Annotated in this window: 9 protein-coding genes and 1 pseudogene; 7 read left to right on the top strand and 3 right to left on the bottom strand. The window is 72.9% G+C overall.

Annotated elements, in window-relative coordinates:
* Positions 1 to 81 precede the first annotated feature (81 nt).
* The 5 genes and pseudogenes from AC060L_RS17845 to AC060L_RS17825 form a co-directional block, all read left to right on the top strand.
* Complete coding sequence (locus AC060L_RS17845) at positions 82 to 1,866, top strand: glycoside hydrolase family 35 protein (RefSeq protein ID WP_483799764.1); 1,785 nt, start codon at positions 82 to 84, stop codon at positions 1,864 to 1,866.
* A 97-nt stretch (positions 1,867 to 1,963) separates the two neighbouring features.
* Complete coding sequence (locus AC060L_RS17840) at positions 1,964 to 2,539, top strand: methylated-DNA--[protein]-cysteine S-methyltransferase (RefSeq protein ID WP_483799763.1); 576 nt, start codon at positions 1,964 to 1,966, stop codon at positions 2,537 to 2,539.
* Between the two features lie 189 nt (positions 2,540 to 2,728).
* Positions 2,729 to 4,156, top strand: a complete 1,428-nt coding sequence (locus tag AC060L_RS17835; protein WP_483799762.1) for a family 2B encapsulin nanocompartment shell protein — start codon at positions 2,729 to 2,731, stop codon at positions 4,154 to 4,156.
* A 491-nt stretch (positions 4,157 to 4,647) separates the two neighbouring features.
* On the top strand, positions 4,648 to 5,697 hold the full coding sequence (locus AC060L_RS17830) for a family 2 encapsulin nanocompartment cargo protein polyprenyl transferase (RefSeq protein ID WP_483799924.1): 1,050 nt from the start codon (positions 4,648 to 4,650) through the stop codon (positions 5,695 to 5,697).
* 246 nt (positions 5,698 to 5,943) lie between these two features.
* Positions 5,944 to 6,606 (top strand): annotated as a pseudogene (locus tag AC060L_RS17825) (bestrophin-like domain); the annotation flags it as partial.
* Positions 6,607 to 6,819: 213 nt separating this feature from the next.
* Here the strand turns inward: AC060L_RS17825 and AC060L_RS17820 are convergent.
* Complete coding sequence (locus tag AC060L_RS17820; RefSeq protein WP_483799761.1) at positions 6,820 to 7,839, bottom strand: NAD-dependent epimerase/dehydratase family protein; 1,020 nt, start codon at positions 7,837 to 7,839, stop codon at positions 6,820 to 6,822.
* Positions 7,840 to 8,121: 282 nt separating this feature from the next.
* Positions 8,122 to 10,398 carry a BACON domain-containing protein gene (locus AC060L_RS17815; protein ID WP_483799760.1) on the bottom strand — a complete coding sequence of 759 codons (2,277 nt, stop codon included), beginning with the start codon at positions 10,396 to 10,398 and terminating at the stop codon, positions 8,122 to 8,124.
* Between the two features lie 192 nt (positions 10,399 to 10,590).
* Here AC060L_RS17815 and radA point away from each other — a divergent pair, with 192 nt between their 5' ends.
* Both radA and disA read left to right on the top strand, forming a co-directional pair.
* Entirely contained in the window at positions 10,591 to 12,120 is a 1,530-nt protein-coding gene (radA, locus tag AC060L_RS17810; protein WP_483799759.1) for a DNA repair protein RadA, read from the top strand.
* Positions 12,121 to 12,283: 163 nt separating this feature from the next.
* Positions 12,284 to 13,390 (top strand): DNA integrity scanning diadenylate cyclase DisA, encoded by a 1,107-nt coding sequence (gene disA, locus AC060L_RS17805; RefSeq protein WP_483799758.1) that lies wholly within the window; start codon positions 12,284 to 12,286, stop codon positions 13,388 to 13,390.
* 77 nt (positions 13,391 to 13,467) lie between these two features.
* Here disA and AC060L_RS17800 read toward each other — a convergent pair whose 3' ends face one another.
* Positions 13,468 to 14,409 carry a hypothetical protein gene (locus AC060L_RS17800; protein WP_483799757.1) on the bottom strand — a complete coding sequence of 314 codons (942 nt, stop codon included), beginning with the start codon at positions 14,407 to 14,409 and terminating at the stop codon, positions 13,468 to 13,470.
* Positions 14,410 to 14,529 lie beyond the last annotated feature (120 nt).

Raw genomic sequence — 14,529 nt, 5'->3', positions numbered from 1 at the left:
CGGAGTTCACCCGCGCCCTACGCCCCGTCCGGGACCATGGTCACAGCCTCGTCCCACCCGCAGCAGAGGAGCCCGTTGCCGATGCCCAGCCTCGCCCACGACAGCGATGGGTTCACCCTCGACGGGCGGCCGTACCGGATCCTGTCCGGCGCGCTGCACTACTTCCGGGTGCTCCCCGAGCAATGGGACGAGCGGCTGGGGCTGTTGCGCGCGATGGGGCTCAACACCGTCGAGACGTACGTCGCCTGGAACCTGCACGAGCCGCGCCCGGGGCAGTTCGACTTCACCGGCCGGCTGGACCTGGTGAAATTCATCGAGAGCGCCGCGCGGCACGGGCTCAAGGTGCTGCTGCGGCCCGGCCCGTACATCTGTGCGGAGTGGGAGTTCGGCGGGCTGCCCGGCTGGCTGCTCAAGGACCCGTCGATCCGGCTGCGCTGCTCGGAGCCGGGCTTTCTGGCCGCCGTGGACCGGTACTTCGACGCGCTGCTGCCGCTGGTGCTCCCGCTGCTCGCCGAGCGCGGCGGCCCGGTGATCGCCCTGCAGGTGGAGAACGAGTACGGCAGTTACGGCAACGACGCCGGCTACCTGCGCCACCTCGCCGACGGCCTGCGCCGGCGCGGCGCGCAGAGTCTGCTCTTCACCTCCGACGGTCCGGAGCACGCGATGCTGCAGGGCGGCACGCTGCCCGGGGTGCTGCCGACGGTCAACTTCGGCAACGGGCCGGCCGAGGCCTTCGGCATCCTGCGTGCGTACGCGCCGGACGGCCCGCCGGTCTGCATGGAGTACTGGAACGGCTGGTTCGACCACTGGGGCGCGCCGCACCACACCCGCGAGGCCGCCGACGCCGCGAAGGTGCTGGACGAGATGCTCGCGGCCGGTGCCTCGGTCAACCTCTACATGGCGCACGGCGGCACCAACTTCGGCTTCCTGAACGGCGCCAACCTGCAGGACGGCCGGCTGCTGCCGACCGTGACCAGCTACGACTACGACGCGGCGATCAGCGAATCCGGGCGCCCGACGGCCAAGTTCTGGGCGTTCCGCGAAGTGATCGGCCGCTACACCGAGTTGCCGCCGCTCCCGGCCTCGGCCGAGACCGAACCTGAGCTGCTCGCGCCGCGCACGCTGCCGCTCTCCGCGCCGCTGCCGCTGCTGGACCTCGCCGACGAACTGGCCGCCCCGGTCCGCGCGCCGATGCCGCTCGCGATGGAGGAACTCGACCAGTCCTACGGCTTCGTGCTCTACCGCACCTGGGTCACCGGACCGCGCGAGGCGGCGCCGCTCGTCGTGGACGGGCTCGGCGACCGGGCCCAGGTCTTCGTGGACGGCCGCCCGGCCGGCCTGCTGGACCGCAGTGCCGAGCCGGGGTCGCTGCCCCCGGTCGAGCTGGCGGTCCCGGCCGGCGGAGCCCGGATCGACCTGCTGGTGGAGAACCTCGGACGGGCCAACTACGGCCCGCAGCTCGCCGATCGCAAGGGGATCAGCGGGGGCGTGCGGCTCGGGCAGCAGCTGCTGATGGGGTGGCAGATGTACGGGCTGCCGCTGGAGGACCCCGGCGCCCCGGCCTTCCCCGAGACCGCCACGGACCGCGAACTCGCCGGCCTGCCGGTCTTCCGGCGCGCGGTGCTGGAGGTGGACCGCCCGGCCGATGGGTTCCTGCTCACCGAGGGGCACGGCAAGGGGCTCTGCTGGGTGAACGGCTTCCTGCTCGGCCGCTACTGGGACGTCGGGCCGCAGCAGACCCTCTACCTGCCGGGCCCGCTGCTGCGCGAGGGGCGCAACGAGGTCGTGCTGCTGGAGCTGCACGGCCCGGCGGGGGACGGGCTGGCGCTCGTCCGGGAACCGGTGCTGGACCGGCTCGGGGAGTGAGGCCGGCGGCGTGGCCGGGCTTGTGGCTGGGCTCGTGGACGGGCTTGTGGACGGGACCACCGGTGGGCCTGTCAGTGGGTCGACCTACGCTGGGTGCATGGAGCAGACGCGTGCGGCGGCCGGTTCGATCGAGGGCTCGATCGAGTGGATCACCGTGCCCACCCCGCTGCCCTCCGGTCCGCTCTCGGTGGGCGTGACGGCGCTCGGCGTGGCGCGGGTGCACTTCCTGCCCGCCGACGTGCCGGCCGGCCCGCGCTGCGCGGACGAGCGGCGCAGCTCCGCCGTCACCGCCCGGTTCGGCGAGTACTTCGCGGGCCGGCGGCGGGAGCTGGAGCTGCCGGTGGACTGGCGGCTGGCCACCGGGCCGCACCGGGTGGTGCTGGAGGCGCTCTACCGCACGGTGCCGTACGGCGAGACCATCACGTACGGCAGGCTGGCCGAGCGCAGCGGGGCGTTCGAGGACCTCGCGCAGAGTCCCGGCCTGGCGGCCCGCGCGGTCGGCCAGATGATGGGGGCGAACCCGCTGGCCGTGCTGGTGCCGTGCCACCGGGTGGTCGCGGCGGACGGGCTGGGCGGCTTCGGCAACGGGCGGATCGGGATGGACGTGAAGCGCTGGCTGCTGACCCTGGAGGGCTGGCTGCCGCCGACGCTGGACTGGAACGGCCCGAGCTGACGTCCTGGCCCTGAACACGGCGTCGAATAGTCCGCCGACTTTTCCCGAACAGGGAATCGAGCAGGATATCTGGTCGTACTAATTCCCCCACGCCTTCAATCACTCGTCCGAGTGATTGCGGATTCCCTCGTTCCGACTGCACTCTTATTCGCAGCAGTTGTGAATCTTCGCGTGGGGGAGGGCCCTGCAATGACCACCGAGACCAATCTCGGAATTCCCGCCCAAGGCGGCCAGTCGGACGATCAGCAGCAGCTGAGTCTCGGCACCGCCGCTGCCCGGAATCTTGCCACGACCACCAAGTCCGCGCCGCAGATGCAGGGCATCAGCTCCCGCTGGCTGCTCAAGATGCTGCCCTGGGTCGAGGTCTCCGGTGGCACGTACCGGGTGAACCGCCGCCTGAGCTACGCGGTCGGCCGTGGCCGGGTGAGCTTCGTCAAGACCGGCGCCGAGGTCCGGGTGGTCCCGCCCACACTGCGCGAGCTCCCGGTGCTGCGCGGCTTCGAGGACGATGCGCTGCTCGCCGAGCTGGCCGGCCGCTTCGCCCAGCGCGAGTTCGCCGCCGGTGAGACGGTCGTGGAGGCCGGGCAGCCGATCAGCGAGGTCTTCCTGATCGCGCACGGCAAGGTCAACAAGATCGGCAGCAGCAAGTACGGCGAGAGTGCCGTGGTCGGCGTGCTGGCTGACGGTGACCACCTCGGCGACGAGGCGCTGACCAGCGCGGACGGCAACTGGTCCTACACGGTCAAGGCCGCCACCGCCGGTACCGCGATGGTGCTCCCCTGGCCCGCGTTCCAGGAGCTGGCCGACCGCTCGGAGGCGCTGCGCGATCAGATCCTGCAGTTCCTGGCCGGCTCGCAGCAGTCGCAGAACCGTCATGGCGAGGCCGAGATCGAGCTGGCCGCCGGGCACGAGGGCGAGTTCGAGCTGCCGGGCACCTTCGTGGACTACGAACTCGCGCCGCGCGAGTTCGAGCTGAGCGTCGCGCAGACCGTGCTCCAGGTGCACAGCCGGGTCGCCGACCTCTACAACCAGCCGATGAACCAGATCGAGCAGCAGCTGCGGCTGACCATCGAGGCGCTGCGCGAGCGCCAGGAACACGAGCTGATCAACAACCCCGAGTTCGGCCTGCTGCAGAACGCCGAGTACGAGCAGCGGATCCAGACCCACTCCGGCCCGCCCACCCCGGACGACATGGACGATCTGCTCTGCCGCCGCCGGAGCACCAAGATGTTCCTCGCCCACCCCAGGGCGATCGCCGCCTTCGGCCGGGAGTGCAGCGCCCGCGGCCTCTACCCGGGCTCGATCGACGTGCAGGGCCACCAGGTGCCGTCCTGGCGCGGGGTGCCGATCTTCCCGTGCAACAAGATCCCGATCGTGGACGGCCACACCAGCTCGATCATCGCGCTGCGGGTCGGCGAGGACAATCAGGGCGTGGTCGGCCTGCACCAGACCGGGATCCCCGACGAGTACCAGCCGAGCCTCTCGGTCCGCTTCATGGGCATCAACGAGAAGGCGGTCATCTCCTACCTGGTGAGCGCCTACTACTCGGCGGCGATTCTGGTGCCCGATGCCATCGGTGTTCTGGAGAATGTCGAAATCGCTCGACCGCGGGGCTGAATCGCTGCGTCGCCGGGCGTTTCGGGACCGCTTTCGGGGCGCCCGGCGGTGGGCGGAGAATTCCACGGTTTTCGTGGATATCTGCGCATCGGCAGGTAGGAAAATCTTACGTCGGCCGGTCGGCCGCATGGTCGGATAATCGGTCGAAGGACCTGGGGGGATCAGCACGCATGGGCATCGAGACGCTCAGCCGGGACAACAACGACGAAGGTGACCGGTCGGCAGCCGAGGGGCGCGGCCTCGACACCGCGACACGGGTGCCGGGCGCCCGGGTCGAGTCGTCAGCCGGCGGCCCGGATCTGGCGGCAGCCGGTGCCGAGCCCGCCGGTGCCATCCTCGGCGGTGTCGGCGCTCCGAGCACAGCGTCCGCTGGTGAGGTGTGCAGCGATGAGGTGTCCAGCGATGAGGTGTCCACCGGCGAGGCGTCCGTCAGTGAGGTGACCGTCTCCGAGGATCCGGCCGCCGCCGAGATCCTCGGCCGGGCCCGGGCGATGGTGGACCCGGCGCTGCGGGTCGCCGTCGACTCGATGCCGAAGTCGATGGCCCGGGTCGCCGCCTACCACTTCGGCTGGCGTGAGGCCGACGGTTCGCCGTCCGCGTCCGACCCGGGCAAGGCGATCCGCCCGGCGCTCGTCCTCGCGGCCGCCCAGGCCTGTGCCGCCGCGCCGGCCACGGACCGCACAGCCGCCGTCGGCACCGGCGCTGCTCTCGTCAGCGGAACTTCCACCGGCAGCACGGTCGCGCGCGGTGCGACCGCCGCCGCGGCCGCCGTCGAGCTGGTGCACAACTTCACCCTGCTGCACGACGACGTGATCGACCGCGACGAAACCCGTCGCCACCGGCCCACCGCCTGGCGGGTGTTCGGTTCGACCGAGGCGATCCTGGCCGGCGACGCGCTGCACTCGCTCGCGCTGCGCACGCTCGCCGAGGACCAGCACCCGGCGGCCGGCAGCGCGATGCGCCGGCTCGCCCAGTGCGTGGTCGAGCTCTGCGACGGCCAGCAGGCGGACTGCGCGTTCGAACAGCGCAGCACCGTCTCGCTCGACGAGTGCCTCGCCATGGCCGAGGCCAAGACCGGTGCGCTGCTCGGCGCCGCCTGCGCGATCGGCGCGCTCTACGGCGGTGCCGACGAGAAGACGGCCGACGCGATGGACGCCTTCGGCCGGCAGATCGGTCTGGCCTTCCAGCTGATCGACGACCTGATCGGGATCTGGGGCGACCCCGCGGTGACCGGCAAGCCGGCCGGCGCGGACCTGCTGGTCCGCAAGAAGTCGCTGCCCGTGGTGGCCGCGCTCGGCTCGGGCACCGAGGCCGGTGCCGAGCTGGCGGAGATCTACGCGATCGACCGTCCGCTGACCGAGGCCGAGGTGCACCGGGCGGCGGAGGCGGTCGAGCGGGCCGGTGGCCGGGCCTGGGCCCAGGGCGCCTCGTGCGAGCGGATGGCCACCGCGATCGAGTACCTGTCCGTCGCGGTGCCCGAGCCGGCGGCAGCCGACGACCTGCTGGCGCTGGCCGAGCTGGTGACCCGCCGCAACCGCTGACCGCAGCCGCTGGCCTGCAGCCGTCATCTCCCGACCTGTGCGGCGAGCCGCCGCCACGGCCACGGCCAAGCGCTGCCCGAGCCGCGTTCCTGCCGTGTCCGTCCCGCGCCCGCGGTCGCTGCGTGCTGCCCTGCCACCGGCCGGTCGCAATCCCGTCCACGTCAGCCCCCTCTGCTCCCGTCCCCCTGTCCGCCCCGGCCATCCCGTCTACTCGCCAACAGGGAACCACCTCAAGGGAACTGCCTCGTGAGCTTTCAGGACATCGGCATCCTCGTCCTCGTCCTCGCCGTACTGGTCGTCCTACTCAAACTCCTGCAGCGCTACATCCCGCACCCGCTCCGAGAGAGCCACAACGACGTCGCCGGCTTCATCTTCGCCGCAGTCGGCGTGATGTACGCCGTTCTGCTCGGCTTCGTCGTGGTCGCCGTCTGGTCGGCCAACGACGCGGCCCGCAAGACCACCTTCGAGGAGGCGGACTCGGTGGCCGGGATCTACTGGATCTCCCGCGAACTTCCGCCCCCGCTCGGCCCGCAGCTGGAGCAGCAGACCCTCACCTACGCGCGGACCGTGATGGACACCGAGTGGCCGATGATGGCCAAGCACCAGAGCAGCCCGGAGGCCACCGATCTCGTCTACCAGATGCGCTCCAGCATCTTCGCGATCAACCCGAACGGCTCGCAGCAGCAGGTGCTCTACGACCACGCGGTGAGCCACCTGGAGGACCTCGCCACGCACCGGCGCGAGCGGTTGAACGAGGTGGACGACGACGTGCCGGTGCTGCTTTGGGTGGCGCTGATCGCGGGCGGCGTGCTGACGGTCGGCTTCACGTTCCTGTTCGGCCTCTCCAACACCCTCGCGCACACCCTGATGGTGCTCTCGCTCGGCGGGCTGGTGGTGATCTCACTGCTCATCATCAAGGAGATGAACTTCCCGTTCACCGGGGTCACCGCCGTCAAACCGACTGCCTTCGACGTCTTCCTGCAGCGGCTCCCCCCGCTGTGGGGAAGATACGTCGGAGCATCGCGCTGTTCTCGTCCTCCGGGGCCGGCGCGCTGTACGTCTCGCGACACATCTCGCGACACATCTCGCGACATCTCGCGCGCGTCGTGCGCTGGTGGTGCGTCAGATCCGGGACAGGATCTCGCGCTCCTTCTCCGGGTCGATACCCAGCGGCGTGCTGTGCTGGGCGTACGGCGTGTCGCGCGGGCCGCGCGCCTGGATCCAGGCCCAGGTGTTCCGCGCCGTCTCCTCGATCGCCCGGCAGTGCAGCCCGGCGGCCTGCGCCTTGCGACTGTCGGCCTGCCAGACGCCGGTGGGCTTGCCGTCCATGAACTCCGGCATCCAGAGCGGAAGTTCCGTCCACTCCTCGATGCCCTCGGCGATCAGTCGCTCGTCGTCCAGCCAGACCAGTTCGGCGTCCGAGCCGGTGGCGGCCTTGCAGGCCTCCAGCATGCCGCCGAAGGTGGTGTGGCCCGGCAGCGCGGTGGTGATGAAGCTTCCGTGCTGCTTCTGTTCGGCGAGGTCGAGGCCGAAGACGGCGAAGTCCTCGGCGTCGACCACCTGGATCGGCAGGTCCGGGCGGCCCGGCGCGAGCACCCGGCCGCCGAGCGCGATCCGCTCCAGCCACCAGGGCAGCCGCCCGACGTTCTCATACGCACCGACCAGCAGCCCGCAGTTGAGCACGATCGAGCGTTCGGCGCCGAACTGCTCCAGCACCGCCCGCTCGCAGCCGGCCTTGTTGGCGGTGGCGAACGGCAGATCGGGCGGCGAGTCGGCCGGGCGCGGGTGCAGCGGCGAGGACTCGTTCACCGGCTCCTCGGGCCACTGCTCGAAGGCGTGGACGGAGGAGACGAAGAGGTACCGCTCACTGAGGTCGCGCAGCAGCCGGGCCGACTGCCGGACGGCGTAGGGCTGTTGGCCGCTGGTGTCGATCACCAGATCCCAACCGCCCTCGGGTGCCTGTGCGACGAGCGCGGCGAGGTCGTCGGCCGAGTTCCGGTCGCCGCGCACGACGGTCACGCCGGGCAGGTCCGGTGCGGAGATGCCGCGGTTGAAGGAGGTCACCTGGTGGCCCCTGGACAGGGCCTGAAGAGCGAACGCCCGGCCCAGGAAGACCGAGCCGCCGAGTATGAGGATTCGCATGCCGTCGATACTGCTTCCCGCTGCCCGCCACGGCCAGGGCGTTTCGCCTTCGGCAGAGCGGTTACGCCCGGAGCGGACTGCACCGCCCGAACTGACTGCACCGCCCGAACTGACTGCACCCCCCCGAACGGACCGCACCCCCGAACGGATTGTGCTGTGCCGGCATCGGGAGGTTCGTCGGCGCCCGGGGTTTCCGCTCGGCTCGGCAAGGTGATTCTCATCTTGGTTCATGCAACACGGGCGGGGGTGTGCGGCGTCCTAGGGCTAGGGACCGGGCGGGTGTCAGCGGGTCGAGGACGAGGAGACTGACGTGGTGGCGGAGGGCGCAGCGGAGCCGGCCGGAGCACTCGGCGGGGTCGTGGCAGGTGCGGTGGACGGGCTCGGGTCGTTCGACGGGCTGCTCGGCTGGGCGGACGGTGCAGGCGTCGCGGACGGGCCGGACGTCGGGCTGGCGCTCGGGCTCACGCTGCTGCTCGGGGCGCTGCTGGCACTGCTGCCCGAGGTGGGGGTCTCCGAGGGGGTGCTGCTGGCGCTGCCACTCGGGTTCGCACTCGCGCTCGGCGAGGGCGCGGTCGACGGCGGTGCCGAGCTCGGGGCCGCGGTCGGTGTCGGGGAGGGAGCGGGCTGTGAGCCGCCCTCCAGGGTGACCACCGCGTCGGACGGCGGCAGCGAGATCTGCGCCGTCCAGTGACCCTGCGGCGCCCGCTGCTCGTCCACGGTGACGGTCACGGTGATCCGCTGGCCGGGCTCCAGGTGACCGGAGTCGCGGCTGAGCCGCAGCCAGTCGCAGGAGGGTACGGCCTGCCAGTCGACCGGTGCGTTCCCGCTGTCGGTCAGCGTGAGCACGGTGCGGTTGCCGTACGCGCCGGCCTCGACGTCCAGCCGGGCGCCGCTGCCTGACACCGTGCCGGATCCCGGCGGAGTTCCGGGCCAGGTCGGCGCCGGAACGGCCTGCAGCGCCGGGCTGGAGAGCGGGATGGCGTCCGGTACGGGCAACGCCACCAGGACGCCCTGAACGGCGGGCAGCAACGTTTCTGCACTCGACGGCGCAAAGGCGGGTGCGGCCACGCCGACCAGCTCGGCCGTCAGGCCGGTGACGCGTGGACTGCCGCCGGTCGCCGCCCCTGCCGCCGATCCCGCCGCGTTCGGTGAGCCGACCGGTGTGACGCCGCCGACCGACCCGTGCGGGCCGGTGGCCGGTCCGGTGCCGGTCTTGCCGTCCGGGCCCGTGCCGGGTGGCAGTTCGGTCCCGCCGTCCACCCGGACCGACGAGACCGCGGCCGTGGTGTCCGTTGCCGAGCCGTTCTGCTGCTGCGCGATCCAGAGCGCGGCCAGCGGCGTCGAGAGCACGGCCGCGAGCACGCCGGTGGTGACCGCCCGCTGCCGGACCAGGACGGCCCGCTCGTGCAGGTCACCGCCCGGCCGGTGCCGCTCCAGCAGGCTCGGCGCCCGGTGCCGGGGAAAGCCGCGCCGGTCGAACCGGACCCCCGGGCCGGGCGCGCCACCCGCCGCCGCTGCCCCGGTCCCGGTCCCGATCCCGCCCCTGGTCCCGACCCCGGCCCCCGGGGCCACCGCCGCCCGCCGCCCCGCGGCGGCCCCGGCCAGGAACGCCGCACCGGCCCCGCCGCCCCTGGGAACCGCCCGCCGCGGCGGAACGCCCGCCGCCGGCTCAGAGCCCACCGCAACCCCCGCCGCGAGCCGCACCCCGAGCGGCGCCGGCACCAGCGGCAGCCCGGCGGGCCGCGGCGCCTGCCCAGGCTCCTCCTCGCGCACCCGTTCCGCCGTGCCGCGGCAGGTCGGGCAGTCCACCACGTGCCGGACCAGCTCGCGGCGCAGCGCCGGCCCGAGCACCCAGGACCGCCAGTGCTCGGCACCGCTGCCCCCGAGCCGGGCGAGCTCGGGGCAGTTGCCCACGCCGAGCACGAGCAGCGCGAGCCTGGTCCGGGTGAGCTCGGCGGTCCCGTCCGCGAGCAGGTGTTCGGCGGCATCGAGCCCGAGGCCGAGCACCGCCGCGACCTCCGCCGGACCGAGCCGGTGCCGGACGGACAGCTCCAGCGCCTCCCGCTGCTCGGCCGTGGTCCCGGCCGCCTCCGGCCAGGCCAGCGAGGCCAGCTCACGCCGCCGCCGGGCCGGCCCGTCAGGATCACCCACCACACCCACCTCGCCCGCCACGCCTGGCCACGCCCGTCCGTCCGCCCGCGCCGGCGCGGCGTTCGACTGCGGCCCGGTCGACTGCGGCCCGGCGCTCGACCGCGGCGCCGGACCGGTGGCCGGCCCGTCCGCCAGCCGCCGCACGCAGGCCCAGCGGGCGAGCGAGTACAGCCAGGCCCGCAACAGCGCGGGATCGGCGAGCCGCTCGCCGTTGCGCTCCGCCAGCTCGCGCACCTCGGCGACCGCGGCCGCCGCCGCGTCCTGGGAGCACAGCACCGAGAGGCAGTAGGTGTACAGACCGTCCAGCAGTTGCTGGTAGGCGGGCAGCACGGCCGCGGCCGGGCGCTGCTCCGGTACGGCCTGCGGGACGCGCTGCGGCCGGGTGCTGTGGGTGCTGTGGGGGCTCACCCGACCGACGGTAGGGAGCCTCGGCCAGGCGGCCCAGCACATTCGGCTCGTTGTACTTCTTTCGGGTAACAACACCGCTCACCGGCTGACGCCATGCCCGACAATGCCGCCCCCACGGCCCCGATGCCGCCCCCAAGCCGCCCCACCCCGCGCGGCGCCGCGTTGTCGGACCCACCGGCTACCGTGGCCCCCATGGCAGCCCGCACCTCGAAGACCACCGCCAAGCCCCGTCCGGCCTACCGCTGCACGGAGTGCGGCAACCAGCTGCCCAAATGGGTCGGCCGGTGCCCGGAGTGCAACGCCTGGGGCACGGTCGAGGAGTACGGTGCGGTGCCGATCCGCACTACCGCTGCCGGCCCGGTGAGCTCCCCGGCCCGGCCGATCGGCCAGGTGGACGGCCAGGTGGCGACCGCCCGCTCCACCGGCGTCCCGGAGCTGGACCGGGTCCTCGGCGGCGGCCTGGTCCCGGGCGCCGTGGTGCTGCTCGCGGGCGAGCCGGGCGTCGGCAAGTCCACCCTGCTGCTCGACGTCGCCGCGAAGGCCGCGAGCTCCCAGCACCGCACGCTCTACGTCACCGGTGAGGAGTCGGCCGGTCAGGTGCGGCTGCGCGCCGACCGGATCAACGCGCTCTCCGACCACCTCTACCTGGCCGCCGAGTCGGACCTGGGCGCGGTGCTCGGCCACATCGAGGCGGTCAACCCGGGCCTGCTGATCCTGGACTCGGTGCAGACCATCGCCTCCGCCGAGCTGGACGGCGCGCCCGGTGGCCCGGCCCAGGTCCGCGAGGTGGCCGGTGCGCTGATCCGGGCCTCCAAGGACCGCGGCATGGCCACCCTGCTGGTCGGCCACGTCACCAAGGACGGCCAGATCGCCGGCCCCCGCCTGCTGGAGCACCTGGTCGACGTCGTGCTGAGCTTCGAGGGCGACCGGCACGCCCGGCTGCGGATCATCCGCGGCATCAAGAACCGCTACGGCGCGACCGACGAGGTCGGCTGCTTCGAGCTGCACGACGAGGGGATCGAGGGCCTGGCCGACCCGAGCGGCCTCTTCCTGACCCGCCGTGACAAGCCGGTGCCCGGCACCTGCCTGACCGTCACGCTGGAGGGCAAGCGGCCGCTGGTCGCCGAGGTGCAGGCCCTGATGGTGGATTCGCAGATCCCCTCGCCGCGCCGGACCACCTCGGGTCTGGAGTCGCCGCGGATCGCGATGATCCTGGCGGTGGTCGAGCGGCACGGCGGCGTCAAGCTCGGCAAGCAGGACATCTACACCGCGACCGTCGGCGGCGTGAAGCTCACCGAACCGTCCGCCGACCTGGCGATCGCACTCGCCGTGGCCAGCTCCTCCTCGGACACGCCGCTGCCGAGCAACCTGGTCGCGATCGGCGAGGTCGGACTCGCGGGCGAGGTGCGCCGGGTGACGGGCGTGCAGCGCCGGCTCGCCGAGGCGCACCGGCTCGGCTTCACCCACGCGCTGGTCCCGCCGGACCCGGGCAAGGTGCCGGCGGGCATGAAGGTGGTCGAGGTCGCCGACATCGGCGAGGCGCTGCGGGCGATCCCCGGCCGCCGCCGAGCCGCCGCCAAACCCCGTACGGAGCAGCGTTCGCAGGCCAACGGAGGGCCTGCCGGGGCGCCCTCGGTGCCCGCGCCGGCGGTCCGTCCGGCCGCGTACTCCGAGGAGCTGATGGCGGGGTGGGAACCGGTCGATTCGGACGAACTGCTCTGACGCAGGCTCCGTCGCCGCGCCCGCACCGTAGACTTTGCCCTGTCCAGTACCAAATCGGCCTGTCCGGACAACCGGACCGGTCAGTGCAGATCAGTGCAGAGCAGCAGCGAACGAGGGTCGCGACCGCCGCAGGCGGGCGGTCCGGGTCGGCCGGAGGAGTCACGTGGCAGCGAGCGACCGGGCGGATAAGTCCTCCCGTGAAGAGGCCCTGCTGCGCGCGTCGGTCCAGGCCATCGCGCCCGGCACGCCGCTGCGCGACGGCCTGGAGCGGGTGCTGCGCGCCAACACCGGCGGCCTGATCGTGCTCGGCTTCGACAAGACGGTCGAGTCCCTCTGCACCGGCGGCTTCGTGCTGGACGTCGAGTTCAGCGCGACCCGGCTGCGCGAGCTGTGCAAGCTGGACGGCGCGGTCGTGCTCGACAAGGACATCACCAAGATCGTCCGGGCCGGCGTGCACCTGATGCCGGACGCGAACATCCCCACCGACGAGACCGGCACCCGCCACCGCACCGCCGAGCGGGTGAACCGGCAGACCGGCTTCCCGGTCGTCGCGGTCTCGCACTCGATGCGGCTGATCGCGATGTACGTCAACGGCGCCCGCCGGGTCCTGGAGGACTCCACCACCGTGCTGTCCCGCGCCAACCAGGCGCTGGCCACGCTGGAGCGCTACAAGCTGCGGCTGGACGAGGTGGCCGGCACGCTCTCCGCACTGGAGATCGAGGACCTGGTCACGGTCCGGGACGTCACCGCGGTCGCCCAGCGGCTGGAGATGGTCCGGCTGATCGCGGCCGAGATCGCCGGCTACGTGCTGGAGCTCGGCACCGACGGCAGACTGCTCTCGCTCCAGCTGGACGAGCTGATCGCCGGCGTCGAGCCGGAGCGCGAGCTGGTCGCCCGCGACTACTTCCCCGAGCGGGCCGCCAAGCGCGGCCGCACCGTCGCGGAGGTGCTCGCCGATCTGGAGGCGCTGACCCACGCCGAGCTGCTCGACCTCCAGACGGTCGCGAAGGCGATCGGCTACTCCGGCTCGCCCGAGTCGCTGGACGCTGCGGTCTCCCCGCGCGGCTACCGCCTGCTGGCCAAGATCCCGCGGCTGCCGAACACCGTGATAGAGCGCCTGGTCGAGCACTTCGGCGGGCTGCAGAAGCTGCTCGCGGCCAGCATCGACGACCTGCAGACCGTCGAGGGCGTCGGCGAGACCCGGGCGCGATCGGTCCGCGAGGGGCTCTCCCGGCTCGCGGAGTCCTCGATCCTGGAACGCTACGTCTGAGCCACGTCTGAGCCACCGCACATGAGTTGACCCCCTGTCGGAGAACCGACAGGGGGTCAACTCATGTCCCACCCGCGCTAAGCGTCCAGCCGGGTCGAGGTGCGGGCCGGGACCGGGCCGCCGGACGGGCCGGTCAGCTCGGCCTGGACCAGGTAGTTGCCGGCCGGCGCGGGGGAGGTGTCGGTCGGGGTGGCGCACTGCGGCTTGCTGCGGGTGCGGTCCCAGACGAAGGTCTCGGTCAGCGCGGTCTCGGCCGAAACCTGCACCCAGCGGCCCTGCTTGTCGGTCACGCAGTCGGCCGAGGACCAGATCCGCTCCCCGCTCGCCGAGTTGACGGTGATCGCGGCGGCGGCCTGGCTCAGGTCCACCCGGCACGGGGAGTTCGAGGCGTTGCGCACCTTCAGCTCGAAGGTGGGCTTCTCCTTCGAGGTGTAGGAGTTCTGCGTGCCGGCCAGTTCCAGGGTGAGCTGGGAGGCGGTGCAGACCGGGAGGGCCAGGACCGGGGCGGTGTTGATCGGCGGCGTCCCGCCGGCTCCACCAGCACTGCCGTCACTGCCGCTGCCACCACTGCCACCCGCGCCGCCGCCGGTCCCGGCCGTGCCGCTACCGCCGCCCGCGCCGCCACCGGTGCCCGCCGTGCCACCCGAGCCGCCGGTGCCGCCGCTCGCGTCACCGCCGGTGGACCCGCCCGCCGCGCCGCCCGTACCGCCCGCACCACCGGGGTTCGGCGCGCCCGAGGCCGTCCCCGAGGCGCCGCCGCCCGGGCCGCCGCTCGGCTCGCCGGTGCCGCCGGGCCGGGTGCTGATCGCGGGGCCGGTCGGCGTCGCACCCGGCGTGATCGAGCTCGCGGCCGTCGGCGTCGGCGCGGCCTGCGCGGTCTTCTGCTTGGCGCCACCCTGACCGTTCGTCAGCCAGAGCACCACGGCCACCACCACCGCGAGCGCGACGAGCACAACAAGGCGCCGCCGCCAGTAGATCGAGGCGGGCAACGGTCCGACGGGCTGACGCAGAGAAGGCACGATCAAACTCTACGAGAGGCGGAGCACCGCTTGTCGCACCAACACCTGTCTCAGTACCTGATCTTTCACATCATCTGCCATTTCCGCCGTCCGAGGGAGCCGATCACGGGCCTCGCGGCT

It is taken from the genome of Kitasatospora sp. NEAU-69, from assembly GCF_057158765.1.
The sequence above is the reverse complement of the archived record's forward strand: the minus strand, read 5'-3'. Positions and strand labels throughout refer to the sequence as shown.